This is a genomic window from Clostridium sp. AF29-8BH, from assembly GCF_003478145.1.
Classification (GTDB): Bacteria; Bacillota; Clostridia; order Lachnospirales; family Lachnospiraceae; genus Otoolea; species Otoolea fessa.
Window position 1 is genome coordinate 81,823 of sequence record NZ_QUEL01000003.1, and the last position, 19,325, is coordinate 101,147.

The following is a 19,325-nucleotide window of genomic DNA, read 5'->3' on the forward strand; positions in this document are numbered from 1 at the left end:
TCGAGCACTCAAAGCACCTCTCAGCACAACTTCCGCCCATTATCCACTTCTTCCTTCTGGCAGATCTCATCCAGCACCCAGTTTCCATCTTCCAGAACAAACTTCCAATATTCGAAGAAATCTTCCATTTTCCGGGAACCCTTCAAAAGTTCTCCGGTTTCTTCGTGATACACATAGTCGATCATCTTTCCATGGATCAAATACCAGATATAGTCGCGGTCGTCGCCGTCCTCATTCTCCGCTTCCACCAAAATCGCATCCAGAAGCTGGATCCCTTCCATGACAAACACCTCATGGCGCATCCTGCTCCACTCAAATTTCGTCTGAAACTCCTGCTGCATCTTCTGGCTCAGGTAAGGATGCCCTTTTTCCAGATCACGATCCCGCCAGCATTCCTGAATCCGGTAATATGATTCCCGCACCCGCTCCTGTATCTCACTCCGATCCCAATGATCTTCTCCGATGGAAAATTCTTTCAATTTTTCACGGGCTGCCGCCTGTTTCTTTTTTGCCCGGTGCAGGTATGTAATGGTTCCGGCACTTCCCAGCATCACAAAGGTTCCCGTAAGCAAAAGCGCCTGAAACGCACCCGCCCGTCCGCCTTGTCCCCGGCTGCTGCTTGTATGATGATGGGAAGAACCACCTCCACCACCTCCGCCGCCTCCGCCGCCGGAAGCACCTCCCGCTCTGGCAAAGGCGGTAAAAGATCCAAGAACCATCATGGCTGCTGTCAGGCAAAGCAGGCGGACGAACGTTTTCCGGCACAGGCGACCTTTCTTTCCCAATCTGGAACCCACCCCGATTCCGCCGTTTTCATTTTCTCCCCTGCTTCTCCCCGTTGCTTTCACATCTCTCATATGAATTCTCCTAAAATCTCCCACACCTACTCGCGCTGCTGATCCTCCGGCTCCCTGCAGACATCCACCCAGCCTTTCGCTCCGGACACTTCTTCCAACTCCGGGATCGTGAGACGTACCGCACTGTGGTCGTCTCCCGCTGCCGGATAAACCGTCTCAAAACGCTTCAGGCTCTCATCCAGATACACTTCGATTCCATCCTTGATACCAAACGGGCAGACCCCACCCGGCGCATGACCGGTAACCTCCTCCACCTGCTCAAACGGGATCATCTTTGCTTTCACGTGAAACGTATCTTTATATTTCCGGTTATCCACTTTCGCAGTACCTTCTGTCAAAATCAATACCGGCTGTTCTCCCTGCAAAAAAGACATCGTTTTCGCAATCATCCCCGGCTCCACGCCTAATGCCTCCGCTGCCAGCGCAACCGTCGCTGTGGACTCTTTTAACTCAATAACATGATCCAAAAATCCGGCTTCCTTTAAGTAACTTTCTGCTTTTTCCAGTGACATGGTTGTTTTCCTCCCGTATCCTCTATCGATTGATCTGCCGTATCAATTTCTTTTATATTTTAGAACTCATTCATCTTTCCCATCATATCACACTTTCATTTTCCATATCAATATTTCTATAAATAAAAAAGAATGCACATCATTGGCACGTTAGTGTCTTTTTGTGTAATAGGGAATTCCAAGGAATTTCCTATTACACGAAAAAGGCAGTTCCCTGCATTTGCCAGAGAACCGCCCCCTATTTCACTAACTGCCATTTTCAAGATCGTTCCGACCGCTTTTTGTAAAACCAACACAGATTTTTTGCAAATCTATCTCCAGATTTCAGATCCAAATCCCGGCTTTGTTCGATTCCCTCTTATCCAGTTCCGTCCTGTATTTATCACTTCTCCCCGAAAAATAATTCCACATCGCTCTCCACGCTGTCAATTCCCGCGATTCCAAACTTTTCCACCAATACATTTACCACGTTCGGACTTAAAAATGCCGGAAGCGTCGGTCCAAGATGGATATTCTTGATACCGAGTGAGAGTAGCGCCAGAAGAACAATGACCGCCTTCTGCTCATACCAGGCAATGTTGTAAATAATCGGCAGGTCGTTGATGTCATCCAGCCCAAAAATCTCCTGCAGCTTCATCGCAATGACCGCCAGGGAATATGAATCATTGCACTGCCCCGCATCCAGGACACGCGGAATTCCTTCAATATCGCCCAGATTCAGCTTATTGTAGCGGTATTTCGCACAGCCAGCCGTCAGAATTACCGTGTCCTCCGGCAGCGCCTTTGCAAAATCGGTGTAGTAAATGCGGCTCTTAGCACGCCCATCACACCCCGCCATGACGACAAACTTTCGGATTTTTCCCGATTTGACCGCATCCACTACCTTATCTGCCAGCGCCAGCACCTGTGCATGGGCGAAGCCTCCGACAATCTGCCCCTGCTCAATCCCGGTCGGCGGCTCACAGCGCTTCGCATGCTGGATGATCACTGAAAAATCCTTCTTTCCTCCGATTCCACCGTTGATATACGTGCAGCCCGGATATCCCGCCGCACCGGTTGTGTAGAGACGATCCTTGTAGCTATCCTTCGGCGGCACGATGCAGTTCGTCGTCATCAGGATCGGTCCGTTGAACGTCTCAAATTCCTCCTTCTGACGCCACCATGCATTGCCGTAATTACCCTTAAAATTCGGATATTTCTTAAATGCCGGATAATACTGCGCCGGAAGCATCTCTGAGTGTGTATATACATCGACGCCGGTTCCCTGCGTTTGCTCCAGAAGCATTTCCATATCGCGCAGATCATGTCCTGAAACAAGAATGCCCGGATTACTTCCGACACCGATATCAACCGTAGTAATCTCCGGATTTCCATAAGTCTCGGTGTTTGCTCGATCCAAAAGCGCCATTCCCCGGACACCATATTCGCCGGTTTCCAGCGTCAGGTGAATCAAATCATCCACACTCAGACCGTCATCCAGCGTCGCCGCAAGCGCCCGCTGTAAAAATGCATCCGCCTCCCGGTCCTCCTGCAGCAGGACGTTCGCATGCCGGGTATAGGCAGACAAACCTTTCAAGCCATACGTAATCAAGCTGCGAAGGGAAATAATATCCTCGTTCTGCCCGATCAGAACGCCCGCTTCCGACGCTTTTTTTATAAATTCAGACGGCTCACCTGTCCAGCCAGCCGCCTCCGGCAGATTGTCCCGACGTTCCAGCTGCTCCCACAGTGCCGTCTTCATTTCCAGCGTCTTTTCAATTCTTTTTTCAATCGCCGCCTTATCAAAATTGGCATTCGTGATCGTCGTAAACAGATTTTCGGTAACCAGATGGTTGACCTCATCTGCCACCGCACGTCCCTCCTCGCGAAGCCGTGTCGTCACCGCGCTGATACCCTTCGTCACCCACACAAGCAAATCCTGCATTGCCGCCACATCCGGCTGCTTACCGCAGACACCGACCACCGTACAGCCCTTGCATCCGGCCGTTTCCTGACATTGATAACAAAACATTTTCTGATCCATTGTTCACTCCTCCTATCGCATCTATCGTGTCTTATATAATCTGCATTTCTCGTGATTTATATTCTTGATAGGGATAGATAACGAAGCTGCCTTCCATATTATCAGCGCCATGATTAGCGCCATCAGCGTCAAGAATAGCGTCATCCGTGGTGCTATTTGTCATCTGATTTAAAAGTTCCGGAGGGATTTTTGCAGCCTGATACAATTTTCTGTAATCTCCGTCATTTCAAAAGAGAATGACGGAGATATTTCGCCCTGCTTATTCTTGTAGCAACCAATCGGCTATATCATGGATTTCGATTCCTTCATAACTATATTTTGGATGTTTGGTTCTGGCAATAATCATTTTCGGATAAGCATCTCGGATCTGAAGCAGAGAAGAGCATTCTCTCTCAAATGTTTCCTGCCCGGAAATGTTGTCACTGACCTGAATATAAATCTTCTCGCTGCCTCTCTGAGCAACAAAGTCGATCTCCTTTTGATAGAGCTTGCCGACATAGACATCGTATCCACGGCGAAGAAGTTCGATGCAAACGATGTTTTCATATACTCTGCCGTAATCCATATTTCTGCTTCCCAGTATTGCATATCGAATGCCGCTGTCACACAAATAGAACTTTTCAGAGCTTTCAAGGTATTTCTTGCCTCGGATGTCGTATCTCTTAATATCATAAAATACAAAAGCATTGCACAAATACTTAATGTACTTGCCGACGGTTACATGATTGGTCGGAGTCTCATTTGCTGTCAGCAGCTGACTGGCCTTATTAGGAGAAGTCAGGTTGCTGATATTATCCATAAGGAACTCGCTCAGACGCTGTAAAACCAAAGTGTCCGGGAGCGCATATTTCTGCACCAAATCCCTTGTTACAATCGTTTCGTAGACCTCTTTGATATAGTTTGTTCTGTCTTTTTCGGTTCTGTAAGCGTAAGAACCTGCTAAACCGCCCTTGATAGCGTAATCATCAAAGAGCTTATCTTTATCACTAACATCATCATAATACTGGCAATATTCCTGGAAGCTGAAAGGAAACACATGAATTTCAATATAGCGTCCGGTAAACAGAGTTGCCAGATCCGCACTCAACATGAAAGCATTGGAGCCGGTTACATAGATGTCGTATTTTCCCTTAGAGTACAGGCTGTTGATTGCCAACTCAAACTTGGGACACATCTGAACCTCGTCTACAAACAGGTAGTTCGTTTTACCTTCCTGATAATGTTCTTCCACATAGGCGTGTAAGGCATGATATTCCTTGATTTCCTCATACGCCAAATCCATGAAGTCAATGAATATGATATTGATGTTTTCAAAATGGCTTTTCAGATACTCAATATACGCCTGCATCAGCTTGGACTTACCGGATCGACGAATGCCCGTGATGATCTTGATGTCAGGAGTGTCATTCAGTTCAATGATTCTATTGAGATATTTTGCTCTCGTGATTGTTTTCATATCGTCACCCGCTTTCAAAAATTGAAATTTTTTCATTTCTCGAAACCGCTTCACTGTACTTATTATACTGTCTGCTAATAGTATATGCAAGATGTCGCTTTCAAAAACATAAAATTTTTTATTTTTTGAAAGTGGAAATTATGTAAAGGCACTCCGAAGGCTGCCCCAGGCATCAAGCCTATCCTGTTTACACAGGTTCATTATCATCTTCATCGACGGAGCTATCTGCATCATCGTTCTCAAACTCCGGATCGTACCCATAGTCCTCGTCATCGTCCACATAATCAGCATCCGGATCAGGCTTTGCCGCTTCCTGTTCCTTCTTCTTTTCCTGGACTTTCTTAAATACGAAGAATACCTTTGTGTTAAAATGAAGGAAGATAGGCAGGTATAAAAAAAGATCTGTCACCCTTAGGATTCTTCCCAAAGCCAACAGATCTTACATTTTCCCTTACATCTTCATACTCTTCGCCAGACTCGTCAGCAAAGCTGCCATTTCCGGATTAACCCTTTTTCTTTCCATCCCACGTTATTCTGCATCTACGGTTACCACGTTTCCTTTTTTTGACATAAGCCAATAAAACACAGCACAAAATATTAATGCAAATACAACGCCAAAAACATTCTGAATCACTCTAAGGCCAACTGCTCCTTTTAGTCCATAACTCTCTGTAGCAATGGCCAAAGCACCAAATGTGTTAAATACTGCCTGCCAGCCATATTTTGCAGAAAGTCCTACACCAATTCCGCCAAGGATTCCTATATATGCATAGATTGACGAAGGAAGCAGAAAATATAGTACTGTAAAACATATAACACCTGCAATATTTCCGACAATCCTTTTACGGACTCTGTAGTGCATATCTTCCATAAACGGCAAAATCGCGGACATGGCCGCAATACCAGCCCACATTGCACGTGGCATATTACAAAGTTCTGCAATGCAAAGGACAATCGGTACGCATAAAATCTGACATATCTGCCATTTTGTTCTGGAAGAAGATATATCAAATTCCTGTACCAAATCATTCAAATTTCTTTTATACGTTCTGTTTTTATGATTTCGATAAAATACGAAACAGGTAAGTGCTGCACCTAATGCCATTCCGGTTAATCGCATCTGATAACTTTTTCCTGTTACATCATATCCATACAATAACAGATAACCAAGAACCAATGTGGATTGGTTAAACATGAATGGATTATGGCATCCGAACAGAATCAACACAGCCAGTGCCGCAATATTTAACAGCATTCCCAATACCGGTGAAAACTGATTTGCTAAATGCGGACATACAGTCATAATTACAAAGAACAAAGCCAAAAGCATCGTAGATTGTCCGGTGTGGATCCCCAGATCCGCATTCCGAAATACCATAAGGCATAATAAAACTACTACACCCACAATACTATTCTCATTTCCAAATAAGATACTGAAAATAGTAACAAATAAAAAACAAAATGCCATTGTAACAGCTATCTTCACCAGATATACCCACATATGATATAATTTTTCTTTCACTGTTTCACTCTTTTTCAACAGATTTTTAGAACCTGCCTGATTTAACTGCAATTCCTGATAAAATGTCATGTAATTCCTCCTCTATCTGTTTTTCTTAAACTTATATGGCCTCATCTTTCTGTATTGGAAGCTCTACAACAAATCTGCATCCTCCATATTCCCGGTTTTCTGCCTTGATCGTCCCGCCAGCACTATCTACGATCCGTTTCACAAGTGCAAGGCCGAGACCATTTCCTTCTGCTTTGTGAGAACCGTCTGCCTGATAGAACTTGTCAAATATTCTGGTTTTCACATCATCTTCTATTCCCGGTCCTTCATCTTCCAGAATAAACATTACAGAATCCTTTTTCTGCTTCAGAAACATCATAATTGTCCCCTTTGCAGGACTGAACTTAATCGCATTATCTAAAAGATTCATCCATATATGCATAAAAAGTCCTTCATTCCCAGTATATTTAACTTCCTCCAGCTCTACCTGGAAACCAATTTCTTTTTCTGTCCATTTTGTCTCCAGGGAAAGAAATGCCTGACGGATCTGTTCATCCAAACGATATTCTGTTTTTTTCATTGGTATGTTCTGATTCTCTAACTTGGATAACAGCAAAATATTACCAACCAATCCAGAAAGTCTTTGGGTGTTAAATAAGATTTTTTCTACATATTCCTCTTGATCCGGAGACAGTTCTTCTCCCTGAAGCAGCATTGTATATCCTTCAATGGCATTGATCGGAGTCTTAAACTCATGAGAAACATTGGAGACAAAATCCATCTGCAGTACTTCTGTTGCACGAAGCTCTTTTGTCATCACATTAAAACTTTGATAAGATTCTCCAACTTCTGCGATACGGCTGTTCGTTTCCAAATGCTGTTCAAAATCTCCCTGCGAAACTTTCTTCATTGCTTTACTGAGTCTGGTAATTGGTTCCAGTAACTTTGCATTGATAAAGGAAGTGATCAGCCCTGCAATCAATGTATTGAAAATCAAAAGCCAGCCAAGCACAGGTATGCTGCCCGGCAGATTAAAAAAATGATTCAAAAAAGCAAATAATAACGCAGATATGACTGTTGAAAATACAAGTGCCAGCCAGATTGCACCAGTCAGACAGGATCGGATCCGCAATCCTTTTTCTTTCTTTTGTTCCATTATTTTTTCACCACCTTGTATCCAATTCCACGCATTGTTACGATTTCAAAATCCGGGTTATCTTTCAAACGCTCCCTGATTCTTCCTATATGTACCTCTATCGTATGTGGGTCTGCCTCCGTCTCGTATCCCCATACTTCATCCATCAACTGTTGTTTTGTAAATGTTCTGCCTGGCGAAGCTGCAAGCTTATATAAAAGCAGGAATTCTTTTTTAGGCAAAACAAGACTTTCCTTATCAGTTGTAACCGTCATTGCATCATAATCAAACTCTGTTGAACCGATCACAATTTTGTGTTCATTCAATATCTGTGCACGGCGAAGCAGTGCTCCGACTCTTAAAACCATTTCATTCACATTTACCGGTTTTACCATATAATCGTCACTTCCCGAAAGAAATCCCTGGCGCATATCATCAAAGGAACCTTTCGCAGTGATCATAAGTACCGGTATCTGATATCCTGCTGAACGGAGTTTCGACACCAGTTCATAACCATCCATAACCGGCATCATAATATCGGAAATGATCAGATCAATATACTCTTTATCCAATATTTCTAATGCCAGTGCTCCATCCGATGCACTTTTGACCTGATATCCATTCTTCTCAAGCACTTTTTGGAATAGCTGGCTTAATTCTTTATCATCTTCTACAATTAATATTTGAAACATGATCTTCTTCCTCCTTTATCAGAACAGATATCTTGCCATCCAAGCAGATGCTGTACCAAAAGTACGTTTCTCTGACGCTTCTTTGTCAATTCAATTGGCTCTACATGATACGGATCACGATAGGTTCCATCTTCCAATACCTGTCGGGACACTCTTTCATATTCCATCATACCTTCTTCCAACTGTTTATTAATCTCTTTGCTACGTATTACAAGCATCAGTTCCGTATCCAGATACGTGCTTCTCATATCCATGTTAAAGGAACCGATTACGGATAGATCATCATCAATCAGGATGCTTTTTCCGTGGTAAGAATAGCCGCCTTCATACTCCCAGATATCAATTCCTGTATTTAAAATTCTGTTTCTGTTTCTCGCATAATCAGCAGAACCAAACGGATTTCCATTGTTGGCAACCGAATTGGTCATGATAGAAAAATCCGGAACTCTCTCCGCAATCTCTTTCCATGTATTATACATCATATCATTGCAGATAATATATGGTGTATGAATTTTCACGCGCTCTTTTGCATTTTTCATTAGTTCTCCCAGTTGATACCAGACTACTGGTTCCTTGGGACCTGTGTGGATAGGATTTGACACTAATGCAATCTTTTCTGTCTCAAAAGTTTCGTCCGTGTAATCGGTATCGCAGATTCTTTCCTTATTCTCTTCAAAATATTTCTGATAGCCGTTCTGCAGCTCTAAAACTGCGTTCTTTACAGATTTTCTATTTGCCAGTTTTTTATTGTCATGAAAATAACCACTGTCTTCTTGTTCCCATATCGTTTCAAAATACTCTAACAACTGGTTAACTGAATTTTCTTTCTCAGGTTCATTGCAAACCACTAACACATCTCTGTCATAGTTCTTATGTCCCGGAAAATCACCCAGGAAATAATTGTATGTATTTCTTCCACCAAGAATATATGTCTTACCATCTGCAATCAAATATTTATCATGCATTCTCCCCATCATCTTCCATGGTTTCAACGGATTGGCCTTATTATACAGTTTAATTTCAACATTCTCATGGGAAGATAATCCATAGAAATACGGATTTCCTTCCATATCAATCCAGCTCTCCATTCCATCTACTAACAGACGAACATGCACACCTCTGTCTGCCGCATCATGCAGTGCTCCTAAGATCAATTTTCCACTTTCATCGGATTGAAATGCAAAAGTAGAAAGAATAATGTCTTCTTTTGCATTCTTGATCAAACGCACTCTTTGTAAAAGCGCTTCTGGATTCTTTTCTATGATTACTGCCCGTTCTGTATTTTCACTGCATTCGTTCCATGACCCATTTTTTGTTTCTTTTTTGGTTGTATTGGACACTTCCGGCTGCTTTTTATATGCAACGCAGATTCCGAGCAATTCATAAAAAGCCACACATAAAAAAATTGCCAGTATAACAAGAAGGATTTTACATATTTTATGCTTTTTCATTGTACAGCACCTGATTCCTTTTTATTTCATACTTATACAATACAAAGTCAATCTCAATTTAACCTCAACAAAATTTATTTTTCATAAAAAAATATGACCGGCTTCTTTTTAAAGAAAGCCAGATAATTGAGTTCATCCAGACTTTCGTATTCTCCCAGCATTTCATACAGTCCATCGACATAACAGTCATAATCACTTATGAACCATTCTTCATAAGGATTACCAAAGTCATCTTTTGAACCGATTCCAATTCGTTCAAATACTTTTTTCAGATCTTCTGATGTGGTAGGAAACTTTACCCATTCGCCTACCAACTCCCCTTCGTTATATTTTCCGAGATTCGTGATGTAAGCTTCAAATGGGCAATCGTGGCCATATTCATATGCCATGCTATTTCCTCCTGTTTCATTTTTCAGGTCATCACCCGGTTTTCGGCATCAAAAAAAGCGCCATACTCATCACCATTCCGGCAATGAGCAGACGCTTTATATTTTGTCCGTATTCTTTTGCAAAAGAGAAACAAATGAAATGTAAGTTTGTAGCTCATGTCTCATTTGTCTATGATAATATTAGCACAGGTCAATTCTGAAAAAAAGAGGTAAAATGGTAGCAAAAGGATAGCAATTGGTAACAACATGGGAGTAATACGGAAACATGCTGCACATTCCCCTATCCTCTATCCGCAGACTCTACACATATAACCATAATCTGTTCATCTTGATCTTCTATCTCATCATTATGATGTTCTATAAATTCATCAAGTTTGTGTATAAATTTCAGATGTTGAACTTTCTGTGTAAATAACTTCTTATAATTAATAGATTCCATATACTGCTCTTCATCAGTAAAGTGTTTTACTGTATAATCACGAAGATTTTCCAATATTATATCAATTCTATCATATTTATTCCATTATAATATTCTGGTTTCATTTCATACATCCATTAGTCCTGCTTTCATTTTTATTCAGCCTTTGAAAACTGGTCTTTGCCTACAAAACATAACGGACATTCAAAATCTTCCGGAATATCCTCCCACTTTGTACCAGGTGCAATACCACCTTCTGGATATCCCTTCTCCTCATCGTATTCCCATCCGCAAACATCACATACATATTTCATTTGTTGTTCCTCCTTGTAAATACATTAATACACAGCCTATATTACGGTTATATTTGTGTTGTTCTTAAATCTTAATATGTATAAATGCTTTTAGCATTTCCATAATCCATGCAGGTTACAATATGCATATACTTCTTCTACCTGTTCACCATCGCAAAGACAAAAATCTGCTATCGGCTCCTGCCCTGGATTTAACTGTTTTCTGTATATTCCCTGATTGGTATTTAATGTAATCCACTCAATGAAATGTTCTTCAAGCATTGGATGTTTTGTCTCTCCGACCACGACATGAACATAATTGCCTTCCACTGTATATACAGGCACGTGCTTCTCAACAGCCGCATCTGTCACACCGGCTTTTAATTCCTGCATAGGTTCTCCGCAACAAATTACAGGAACACCTTTATCCTTTACCTTTTCAACAATGTTTCCACAATGCTTACATATATAATACTTTACTTCCATGCTTTTATCTCCTTCCATGTGTATAATTTATAGTTCAATCGTCTCTATAATCTTTTCAAAGAATCTGCAGATTTCTTAAGCTTTAATGCTTCCTCACCACTTAAATTAATAGGTATATTAGACTCAATACCATCAACACCTACAATAACTGGCATACTTAACGATACTCCGTCAATATCATATACGCCATGAATTATGTGCGATACCGGAAGTATTGATTTTTCATTTCTCATAATTACTTCACAGATTCTTTTTACAGACATTGCCATTCCATAATATGTAGCGTGCTTTTTATTTATTATTTCATAAGCACTGTTCTTGACTGCTAATAATCTTATCTCCTTAATAATTCTCTTCATGTACTTCAAAATAGCTTTGTGGATGGTTACATACCGGACATACCTCAGGAGCCTTTGTTCCTACCACAATATGTCCGCAGTTACGGCATTCCCATACCTTAACTTCGCTCTTTTCAAATACCTGTGCAGTTTCAATATTCTTAAGAAGTGCACGATATCTTTCCTCATGGTGCTTCTCAATCTCACCTACTGCCCTGAATTTTGCTGCAAGCTCAGGGAATCCTTCTTCCTCAGCTGTTTTAGCAAAGCCGTCATACATATCTGTCCACTCATAATTTTCGCCTTCTGCCGCTGCCGCCAGGTTTTCCTTTGTATCACCAATTCCTGCTAATTCCTTGAACCACATCTTTGCATGTTCTTTCTCATTATCTGCAGTCTTTAAAAACAATGCTGACATCTGCTCGTAACCTTCCTTTTTCGCTACAGAAGCAAAATAGGTATACTTATTTCTTGCCTGTGATTCCCCCGCAAATGCCTCCTGTAAATTCTTCTCTGTCTGTGTTCCTACATATTTGTTTTCTGCCATCTCTTTTACCTCCGTTTTCTTTACTACTTTTTCAAAATCTGATGCCGGGTGCTTGCACAAAGGACATATAAAGTCATCCGGTAATTCCTCGCCTACATATTCATATCCGCAAATTCTGCAACGCCATATTGTCTGACTGTCCTCTGTTTTTCCAACCTCCTGTGGCTTAGGCTTAATGTTATTCTGATAATAATCATATGTTACTGAAGGAACATTGCTTAAAACTTCCATATCGGTTATCTCACCGATAAACATCGTATGTGAACCTAAGTCCTCTGTTTTAGTAACTGTCACAGAAATGTATGCATTTGTACCTTCTGTAATATAATAAATACCATTCGTGCCCCTGGCACACTGCTCAAATGCTTCAAACTTATTGGTATCTCTTCCTGATTGGAAGCCAAAATGTTTGAACAATTCAAATTGTGCCTTCTGACTTAAGACTGATACAGTAAATTTTCCGGTTCTTTGAATCATATCATGCGTATAATTTGCCTTATTTACACAGATACTTAACTGGTTTGGTTCCGAAGCTGCCTGAATGGCTGTATTAATGATGCATCCGTTATCTTTTTCTGCTTCTTTAGCGGTCAATATAAACAGTCCATAACTCAACTTATACATTGCTTTCCTATCCATGCTGTTCCTCCTTTACCTTCTCCCTGCATTTCGGGCAAATGCCTTTAAATGAAATATCGTAATCCACAAATTCAATTCCATGAGTGTTATGAATTCTTTCCAGCAAATCCGGTATTTGATCCATATCCACATCAAAAATTTCACCGCACTTTATACATCTTACATGGTAATGATTTTTCAATGTAAAATCAAATCGGTTCGGTCCATTCGGAACTTCAACCTTTCTTAATGCACCTTCCTCTACCAATATATCAAGATTTCTATATACAGTTCCTTTTCCAATTGATGGATATGCTTCTTTTATAAATTCATACACTTCAATTGCCGTAACGTGTCTTCTCATTTCGTATACGGTATTTCTTACGAGATCTTTTTGAATGGTATTTCTCCTACTTGTCATCCGTCCTCCTTATTAGGATTAGTTCTTAATAAGGATTATATACCACTATCATCCTGTTGTCAATAAAAATAGTAATGATTCTCATTATTATAAAAGGTGCTAAACTGAGCATCTTTTACCTGAATAACTATTTTATTTTGCGTTCAAATACATATTCTGAATCTGAAGATAAATCAGACCTAAACGAATATCCGAGTCTGTCAAATTTCTGAATCTCCACCGGATTTTCAATATTATTTTCCGCTATGAATCTGACCATTTCACCACGAGCCATCTTGGCATAGGTACCTTTTGTTACCAATTTATCTCCGGATAACTCACAAAATACAATCGTAATATATCTGTCCTGTGGTGTCAGATACTTTTCTATACATTTCGAGTATTCTTTTGATGCAAGATTAATGATAATCCTGCTGTCATCAATTACTGAATGATATAACCGGTCCCCCCAGTAATCATATAGATTTGTTGTTTCTTCAATCTCAGCTTTTGCCTGCATTTCAAGGCGATAAGGAGTCACACCATCCAGTGGTTTTAAAATGCCATAAAACGCAGACAGGATTCTTAAATGATTTTGCAGATACTCAAACTGCTGGATTTCAAACACAGCTGGTGCCATATATTGAAATGCAATTCCTTCATATGCTAAAACAGCCGGAGTAAGTCTGTTATAAAGATCCATATTTTCCAATCTGTGAAAGTTCTGCTCTGCAATCTTGTCATTACATTTCCAGATAGCTTTCAGTTCCTCTTTTGATTTGCTTTTCATCCAGCTTAATATCTCTGCTGTCTTATCAATAAAGGCAGGCAGTTCAACCGGTGCTATGTTATCTGTATCTACAATCATCTTTTTTGCAGGTGACAATATAATCTTCATCAATTTAATTCCTTAAGCATATTTTCAGGATCATCTGCCGCCTTGACTTTATCATTTGCCTTTCTAATGATTCCCTGCTCGTCAATAAGATATGTGGTTCTTACCACACCCATAGAAACCTTGCCATAGTTTTTCTTTTCTTTCCAGACATCATATGCTTCGATCACCTTACGCTCCGGATCTGCCAAAAGTGTAAATGCCAATCCATATTTTTCCTCAAATTTCTTGTGAGAGGCTACAGAATCCTTACTGACTCCAAGGATCACCGCACCTTTCTCGGTGAATTGTGGATAACGCTCAGAAAAGCCACATGCCTGCTTCGTACATCCTGGTGTATTATCCTTTGGATAAAAATATAAAATTATTTTTTTACCTAAATAATCACTTAATTTATGCACTTCTCCGTTCTGAGCCGGCAATTCAAAATCCGGTGCTTTTGTTCCTATCTCTAACATTTACTATTCCTCCGCTTTTGTATTTTCCACCTGTTTTCTTGTTCTTTTATTACCTGAAATCATTTTATGACCAGAATAGACTGCCATAATCATGCATATCAGAGAGCCAAATGCAAAGTATTTGTGTGCTGCTTTTAACCCTTTATATCCTGTATAAAAAGTTCCAACCATTGTAACTATTGCTCCGATTGACCAATATTTATGTGCTTTCATTTTATACCTCCAAATTGATTAAGCTGTTTCCAAAATAAATATCTCTGGATCATTAACAATATTATACCTTCCATTCATCACTTTCTACAAGTAAGAAAAGAAAAATACTCAATCCATGTAGAGATCGATATAGCATTCACAGTTTTTAACCGCCTTATTGAAAATGTAATCTGCCATCTTATCAAATAATACAAAAGGATGTATCACGATAATTCTCCCATTACCTTGACGCATCCTTTCGTATTGTATTTTTTGCTATTCTTCTTAATGACAGCTATGGTTTCCACATCCATGTTTACCACATGTATGTCCCTCTCCGTGGCTGTGCTCATGGTGAGAACACTTAACATCTGGATTATAATCAAGTGTATCATTGATAAAAGCTTCTACTGCTTTATCTGCATCTCCTGAAACTCCGCCAAAAAGCTTAATGCCTGCTGCCGCTAACGCAGTCTGGGCACCTCCTCCTATTCCGCCGCAGATCAAAACATCGGCATTTAATGCATTAAGAACTCCTGCCAATGCACCATGTCCGCTTCCATTCGTATCTACTACTTCTGAATACAATCTATAATGATAAAATCATAAAATTCCCTTAATCTCTCAATAAGTGACCTCATAATCAGTTCCCTGCTCATTGCGTTTACCAAAGATACCTCAATCGCTGATAATTCTATATTGGCCGGTATCAGATCCACACCTTCCTTATGATGAAGGATTGTTTTTTCCATGTTCAGTTTTTCATCATTCACAATATTTAGCATCAGCGTTGCAAGAGAATACTCCATTTCATCCGGTTCCTCATACCCTAAACTAATTGTGAGACTGCCCTGCGGATCTGCATCTATCAGAAGAACCTTTTTCCCTTCCTGTGCCAGTCCGATTCCTAAATTCACGCACGATACCGTCTTTCCAACTCCACCTTTTTGATTTGATACTGCTATGCACCTGCTTCGCACTGTCACCACAAAGTTCTCCGATTACGTCAATACTCCTCTTTCCTGTATTGTGGTCAACTTGACTACAATTCTTTCTGCCTGCCTTTTTTTTGATGGCATCATATTTCATCTTATAGGCATAGGCCTTTTCACTTGGTGTAATTTGCTCTCTCTGCAAATTGGAATCGACCATGATCACTACTGCTTCATCATCCTGCAACATACAAATGATTACCGGAATTTTCTTATATCCCAGCTTCTCAGCCGCATATTTTCTTCTGTGGCCAGAAATAATTTCGTAGTAGCCTTCAATCTTTGGACGAACAATCAATGGATTCAGTACACCATACTTTTTTATGCTGTCCTGCAGCTCAATCATCTGACTGTCTCCGATCACTTTAAATGGATGATTTGGAAATGCTCTTAACCGTTCCATTTCAATCTCAACAACTTTTTCATCCGGATCTCTTACATCCGTTTTTTTATCCATAAGCTATCCTCCTCTAAAATATCTGTAACGAAAAAATCCGCCCAGAATAGATTCTTAATCTAATCTGAGCGGATAGATCCGTCAGGCCTGTTTTGTTCAGGCAAGAAAACCATATTTACATTCATTGACACCCCAATCCTTATCCTACGCTGTAGTTATCTCCGTTCGGTACCAGGATTGAATTATTGCATTGGTGCCCGTTAAGAAATTTCGGTGCTCAATATCTGCGTTTAAGTGTTCTCTCGGTGCTCACGAGCACCGGAAAAAAGAAAAAGCAGCAATGAACTTTTACGATCATTGCTGCAAAAAATGCACGTTCCCAGGGGGAATCGAACCCTCAACTAGTGCTTAGGAGTAGACCCGATACGACATCGGGAAGTGGCATCTAATGCTTAAAAATGCTTGGAAATACAAGGTTTTTCAGCATTTCAAATCCCATCTGATACTACGCTGTGATAGCTAATTCAGAGGGATTTTACACCGTCCGATTGGCTCGAAATTAGCAAGTCTTTCGATTTTTGGTGGACGTTGCAAGTGCAAGTAAATGTCACTATGTAACTTCTCGTGATGCGAAATGATAGGAAATCCTATTCATTCTCGTGTGAGGGTGCGGGTGTCCTTAGACACAGATTTCAGTCTGTTTTATATATCATTTCAAAATGAATTTTTCAACCAGAATTATTAAGAATTTCAAAGGTTTTTCAGACTCAATGATTCTATGTAATTTAGACCCGCCGAAGCAGGTCTTTTTTTATTTCAGCATAATCTCTCTATCCTCAGCGCCGAGCATATAAGCACCCTTGGCAAAAGCATCCCTTGCAAGAAGCTCTGCTACATCAACCCTATCGAACAGCATCCATATTTCTTTCTCTTTCGGAGTCAGTTCATGGCTATGGTCAAACAAATGCTCAAGTCCCAATCCTTCAAGCAATGCCGACTTTGCTGCTTTGTATTCCTCAGCTCTGCCAACATATTCGTCGTTCCTTTCCTTGGAAAATGCCTCGATATTGTCAGCTCTCAGATGCTCGTAATACTCGTCCATAAAGATTCTATCCATACTCGTTGACCTCCATAACAAAAAAATAAGGGCAGACCCTTTTACAGCTATTGTAGCTATGTAAAAGGATCTGCCCTTGCAGTTACTATAATGTTTTTGCCAGCGACTTCAGGAGTGCTGCCATTTCCGGATTTTGCAGAAGCTTCAGAAGAAGTTCTTTATCATCAGCGGAGCTTTCCGTTGCGGCTGGTTGAACCGGCTCAGGCGTTGCCTGTCTGCCTGAGTAGAACGCAGCTTCCATTCTTTCAGCGTTCAGTCTGCGGTCATCGTCGATGATATGGGAGTAAACATCCGCTACCATCTTGACCTGTGCATGACCGGAATCGCCTTGAACGGATTTCATATCGCCGCCGTTCAGCTTCAGCTTGTAAGTGATACTGGAATGTCGGAGACTATGGAAAACCACTTTCGGCAGTCCCTTCTCCTCAATCAGCTTATTGAAAGCACGGTTGATAACCTGCCCCTCAATCGGCTTGCCATTGGAAGAACAGAAAACCAGATTGAAGTCTACGAACTCGTCACCGAAAAGGTCTTTCAGTTCTTCGATGTCAGCCTTTCGCTGTACCAACATTTCCGCTACGGTTTTCGGTAAGAACACCTTGCGGACACTTGTTTTGGTCTTAGGAGTTTTGAGAACCAATGCGGTATGCGTACTGGCGAAGGTCGGTGGGAACTTGAACATGATGTCCTTACCGTCCAGATCTGCCATCGCTTCACGATTTACTCTCTGCAACTCCTTTTCAACGAAGATGCTTGCCTGACCAAGTTCAATACTGGTGGGGGAAATGTCAATACAGTCCCAGGTAAGCCCCAGAAGCTCGCCCATTCGCAGGGAACAGGAGAAGGCAAGGTTAATAGCCAGACGAAGAATATCATCGTCACAGGCTTCCAGAGCCTTCTGGAGCACTTCTGCTGTCCAGATATCCCTGGTCTTGTGTTCTTCTTTCGGCAGCGTAGCGTGCTCCACAGGGTTTCTGGTCATCAATTCCCACTTGACCGCTTGATTGAAAGCATTTCGCAATGTCTTGTGAACCTCTCGGACAGTATGCGGAGTCAGATATTCTGTACGGGCTTTTACATACTTAGAAGAAACCGCTTTGACAGAAAGCAAATCTCGGTAATACTTGTCCATGATTCTCGGCGTGACATCCTCCAGCTTCATATCACCGATGAGGGGACGAATATAGTTTGCAATCAGGCTCTTTCTGCTTTCATAGGTAGACATCGCCCAGGTGTTCACACCATAGATTGACATATACTCATCCAAAAGATCATTGACGGTTTTAGCAGAAGGGGGAATAAAGGTTCCGGACTCCTGCTCATATTCAACCTGCAACTTCCTTTTCTTTGCTTCGGCATTCGTTTCAAAGGTTTCCCACTTCTGACGCTTGTTGCCGTTCTCATCGGTGTATGTATAAACCACAGAATACTTCTTTTTTCTCTTAACGATAGATGCCATGTAATCAGCTCCTTTCCTGTCTATCTTCCGCTAACTGGTAGCGGGTCTGATTGTGATACCATTTTTCAAAGCTCTCTTTGGTAGCTCGCTTATACCTGCCAACCTTGATAAGCTCAAAATCTTCATTGGCAACGATATAGTAAATGGTCTGACGATGTACCCCAAGCATTCTTGCCATTTCCGGCAGACCGTAGGTGGATGCCATAATATCTGCATCCAGTTCCTGATCCTCTACCGTGCGGTAATCGGTTTGAGAAGCATACCATCTTTCAAAGCTCTCCTTTGTCACTCTGCGCTTGCCCAGGACATCGACCACATCAAAATGCCCTTTGGCAACCAGTTCGTAAGCAGTCGCTTCTTTCAGCCCAAGGCGCTGTCCAAGCTCCTCCATTGAATATGTAGTTTTCTTCAATTCCTCGCCGGGAGGGGTTCCATCGACCTTCTGGTATTTGAACTGATTGGCATACCATTCTTCAAAGCTGTCGATCATCACCCTCATGGTGTTGCCGACAAGAATGGTTTTGAAGTAATTCTTCTTAATGAGCCAGTATGACTCCGTTTTACCAAGACCGAGCATCCTGCCCATTTCCAGAACAGACATACTCGTGCGTTTTCTCATTTCCGCCATCGTACAACCTCCTATGTAAAAAATGTAGCCATGTGTTTCTTGTCATGGCTACATTTTATCGA

At 41.2% G+C, this 19,325-nt stretch carries 22 protein-coding genes and 3 pseudogenes; all 25 read right to left on the bottom strand.

Going from position 1 to position 19,325, the window contains the following annotated elements:
• Positions 1-20 precede the first annotated feature (20 nt).
• The 25 genes and pseudogenes from DWZ16_RS03360 to DWZ16_RS03480 all read right to left on the bottom strand — a co-directional run bounded on the left by DWZ16_RS03360 (position 21) and on the right by DWZ16_RS03480 (position 19,263).
• Positions 21-857 carry a Tim44 domain-containing protein gene (locus DWZ16_RS03360; RefSeq protein ID WP_118522282.1) on the bottom strand — a complete coding sequence of 279 codons (837 nt, stop codon included), beginning with the start codon at positions 855-857 and terminating at the stop codon, positions 21-23.
• 26 nt (positions 858-883) lie between these two features.
• A complete protein-coding gene (locus DWZ16_RS03365; protein ID WP_022359144.1) occupies positions 884-1,369 on the bottom strand; it encodes a YbaK/EbsC family protein in 486 nt (161 codons plus the stop codon).
• Between the two features lie 382 nt (positions 1,370-1,751).
• On the bottom strand, positions 1,752-3,392 hold the full coding sequence (hcp, locus tag DWZ16_RS03370) for a hydroxylamine reductase (protein WP_107000928.1): 1,641 nt from the start codon (positions 3,390-3,392) through the stop codon (positions 1,752-1,754).
• A gap of 31 nt (positions 3,393-3,423) precedes the next feature.
• Positions 3,424-3,597 (bottom strand): hypothetical protein, encoded by a 174-nt coding sequence (locus DWZ16_RS15400; RefSeq protein ID WP_182426663.1) that lies wholly within the window; start codon positions 3,595-3,597, stop codon positions 3,424-3,426.
• A gap of 54 nt (positions 3,598-3,651) precedes the next feature.
• Positions 3,652-4,884: an ATP-binding protein gene (locus tag DWZ16_RS03375; protein ID WP_118522283.1), complete on the bottom strand. Its 1,233-nt coding sequence runs from the start codon at positions 4,882-4,884 to the stop codon at positions 3,652-3,654.
• Positions 4,885-5,035: 151 nt separating this feature from the next.
• The gene (locus tag DWZ16_RS03380) at positions 5,036-5,257 is read right to left on the bottom strand and encodes a calreticulin (RefSeq protein ID WP_227589456.1); all 222 of its coding nucleotides are present in this window, start codon (positions 5,255-5,257) and stop codon (positions 5,036-5,038) included.
• 120 nt (positions 5,258-5,377) lie between these two features.
• Positions 5,378-6,439, bottom strand: coding sequence for an FUSC family protein (locus DWZ16_RS03385; protein ID WP_118522284.1), 1,062 nt, complete (start codon positions 6,437-6,439; stop codon positions 5,378-5,380).
• Positions 6,440-6,470: 31 nt separating this feature from the next.
• Positions 6,471-7,514 (bottom strand): sensor histidine kinase, encoded by a 1,044-nt coding sequence (locus DWZ16_RS03390; protein WP_118522285.1) that lies wholly within the window; start codon positions 7,512-7,514, stop codon positions 6,471-6,473.
• A complete protein-coding gene (locus DWZ16_RS03395) occupies positions 7,514-8,185 on the bottom strand; it encodes a response regulator transcription factor (RefSeq protein ID WP_107000933.1) in 672 nt (223 codons plus the stop codon). Before DWZ16_RS03395 ends, DWZ16_RS03390 begins: the two co-directional genes overlap by 1 nt.
• Positions 8,170-9,636 carry a phospholipase D family protein gene (locus tag DWZ16_RS03400; protein WP_118522286.1) on the bottom strand — a complete coding sequence of 489 codons (1,467 nt, stop codon included), beginning with the start codon at positions 9,634-9,636 and terminating at the stop codon, positions 8,170-8,172. Before DWZ16_RS03400 ends, DWZ16_RS03395 begins: the two co-directional genes overlap by 16 nt.
• 116 nt (positions 9,637-9,752) lie before the next feature.
• Positions 9,753-10,025: pseudogene (locus DWZ16_RS03405) on the bottom strand (antirestriction protein ArdA); the annotation flags it as partial.
• 573 nt (positions 10,026-10,598) lie between these two features.
• Positions 10,599-10,757 (bottom strand): rubredoxin, encoded by a 159-nt coding sequence (locus DWZ16_RS03415; RefSeq protein WP_107000935.1) that lies wholly within the window; start codon positions 10,755-10,757, stop codon positions 10,599-10,601.
• Positions 10,758-10,847: 90 nt separating this feature from the next.
• Positions 10,848-11,222, bottom strand: a complete 375-nt coding sequence (locus DWZ16_RS03420; protein WP_107000936.1) for a desulfoferrodoxin family protein — start codon at positions 11,220-11,222, stop codon at positions 10,848-10,850.
• 44 nt (positions 11,223-11,266) lie between these two features.
• Entirely contained in the window at positions 11,267-11,581 is a 315-nt protein-coding gene (locus DWZ16_RS03425; RefSeq protein WP_347475107.1) for a hypothetical protein, read from the bottom strand.
• Entirely contained in the window at positions 11,565-12,746 is a 1,182-nt protein-coding gene (rbr, locus tag DWZ16_RS16525; RefSeq protein WP_107000937.1) for a rubrerythrin, read from the bottom strand. Before rbr ends, DWZ16_RS03425 begins: the two co-directional genes overlap by 17 nt.
• Entirely contained in the window at positions 12,739-13,146 is a 408-nt protein-coding gene (locus DWZ16_RS03435; protein ID WP_107000938.1) for a Fur family transcriptional regulator, read from the bottom strand. Before DWZ16_RS03435 ends, rbr begins: the two co-directional genes overlap by 8 nt.
• A gap of 127 nt (positions 13,147-13,273) precedes the next feature.
• A complete protein-coding gene (gene yaaA, locus DWZ16_RS03440) occupies positions 13,274-14,023 on the bottom strand; it encodes a peroxide stress protein YaaA (RefSeq protein WP_118522287.1) in 750 nt (249 codons plus the stop codon).
• Positions 14,023-14,478 (bottom strand): thioredoxin-dependent thiol peroxidase, encoded by a 456-nt coding sequence (gene bcp / locus DWZ16_RS03445; RefSeq protein ID WP_107000940.1) that lies wholly within the window; start codon positions 14,476-14,478, stop codon positions 14,023-14,025. The genes yaaA and bcp overlap by 1 nt, the downstream gene beginning before the upstream one ends.
• 3 nt (positions 14,479-14,481) lie before the next feature.
• Complete coding sequence (locus DWZ16_RS03450) at positions 14,482-14,691, bottom strand: DUF6219 family protein (RefSeq protein ID WP_015516636.1); 210 nt, start codon at positions 14,689-14,691, stop codon at positions 14,482-14,484.
• 264 nt (positions 14,692-14,955) lie between these two features.
• Positions 14,956-15,258 (bottom strand): annotated as a pseudogene (locus DWZ16_RS03455) (NifB/NifX family molybdenum-iron cluster-binding protein); the annotation flags it as partial.
• A pseudogene (locus DWZ16_RS03460) lies at positions 15,252-15,587 on the bottom strand (AAA family ATPase); the annotation flags it as partial. The pseudogenes DWZ16_RS03455 and DWZ16_RS03460, both read right to left, overlap by 7 nt.
• A complete protein-coding gene (locus tag DWZ16_RS03465; protein WP_243021912.1) occupies positions 15,505-16,119 on the bottom strand; it encodes a ParB/RepB/Spo0J family partition protein in 615 nt (204 codons plus the stop codon). The pseudogene DWZ16_RS03460 and the gene DWZ16_RS03465, both read right to left, overlap by 83 nt.
• Before the next feature lie 751 nt (positions 16,120-16,870).
• Positions 16,871-17,176, bottom strand: coding sequence for a hypothetical protein (locus tag DWZ16_RS03470; RefSeq protein ID WP_002304425.1), 306 nt, complete (start codon positions 17,174-17,176; stop codon positions 16,871-16,873).
• An 85-nt stretch (positions 17,177-17,261) separates the two neighbouring features.
• Entirely contained in the window at positions 17,262-18,635 is a 1,374-nt protein-coding gene (locus DWZ16_RS03475; protein WP_002304423.1) for a tyrosine recombinase XerC, read from the bottom strand.
• Between the two features lie 4 nt (positions 18,636-18,639).
• Positions 18,640-19,263, bottom strand: a complete 624-nt coding sequence (locus DWZ16_RS03480; RefSeq protein WP_002304420.1) for a helix-turn-helix domain-containing protein — start codon at positions 19,261-19,263, stop codon at positions 18,640-18,642.
• Between the last annotated feature and the right edge of the window lie 62 nt (positions 19,264-19,325).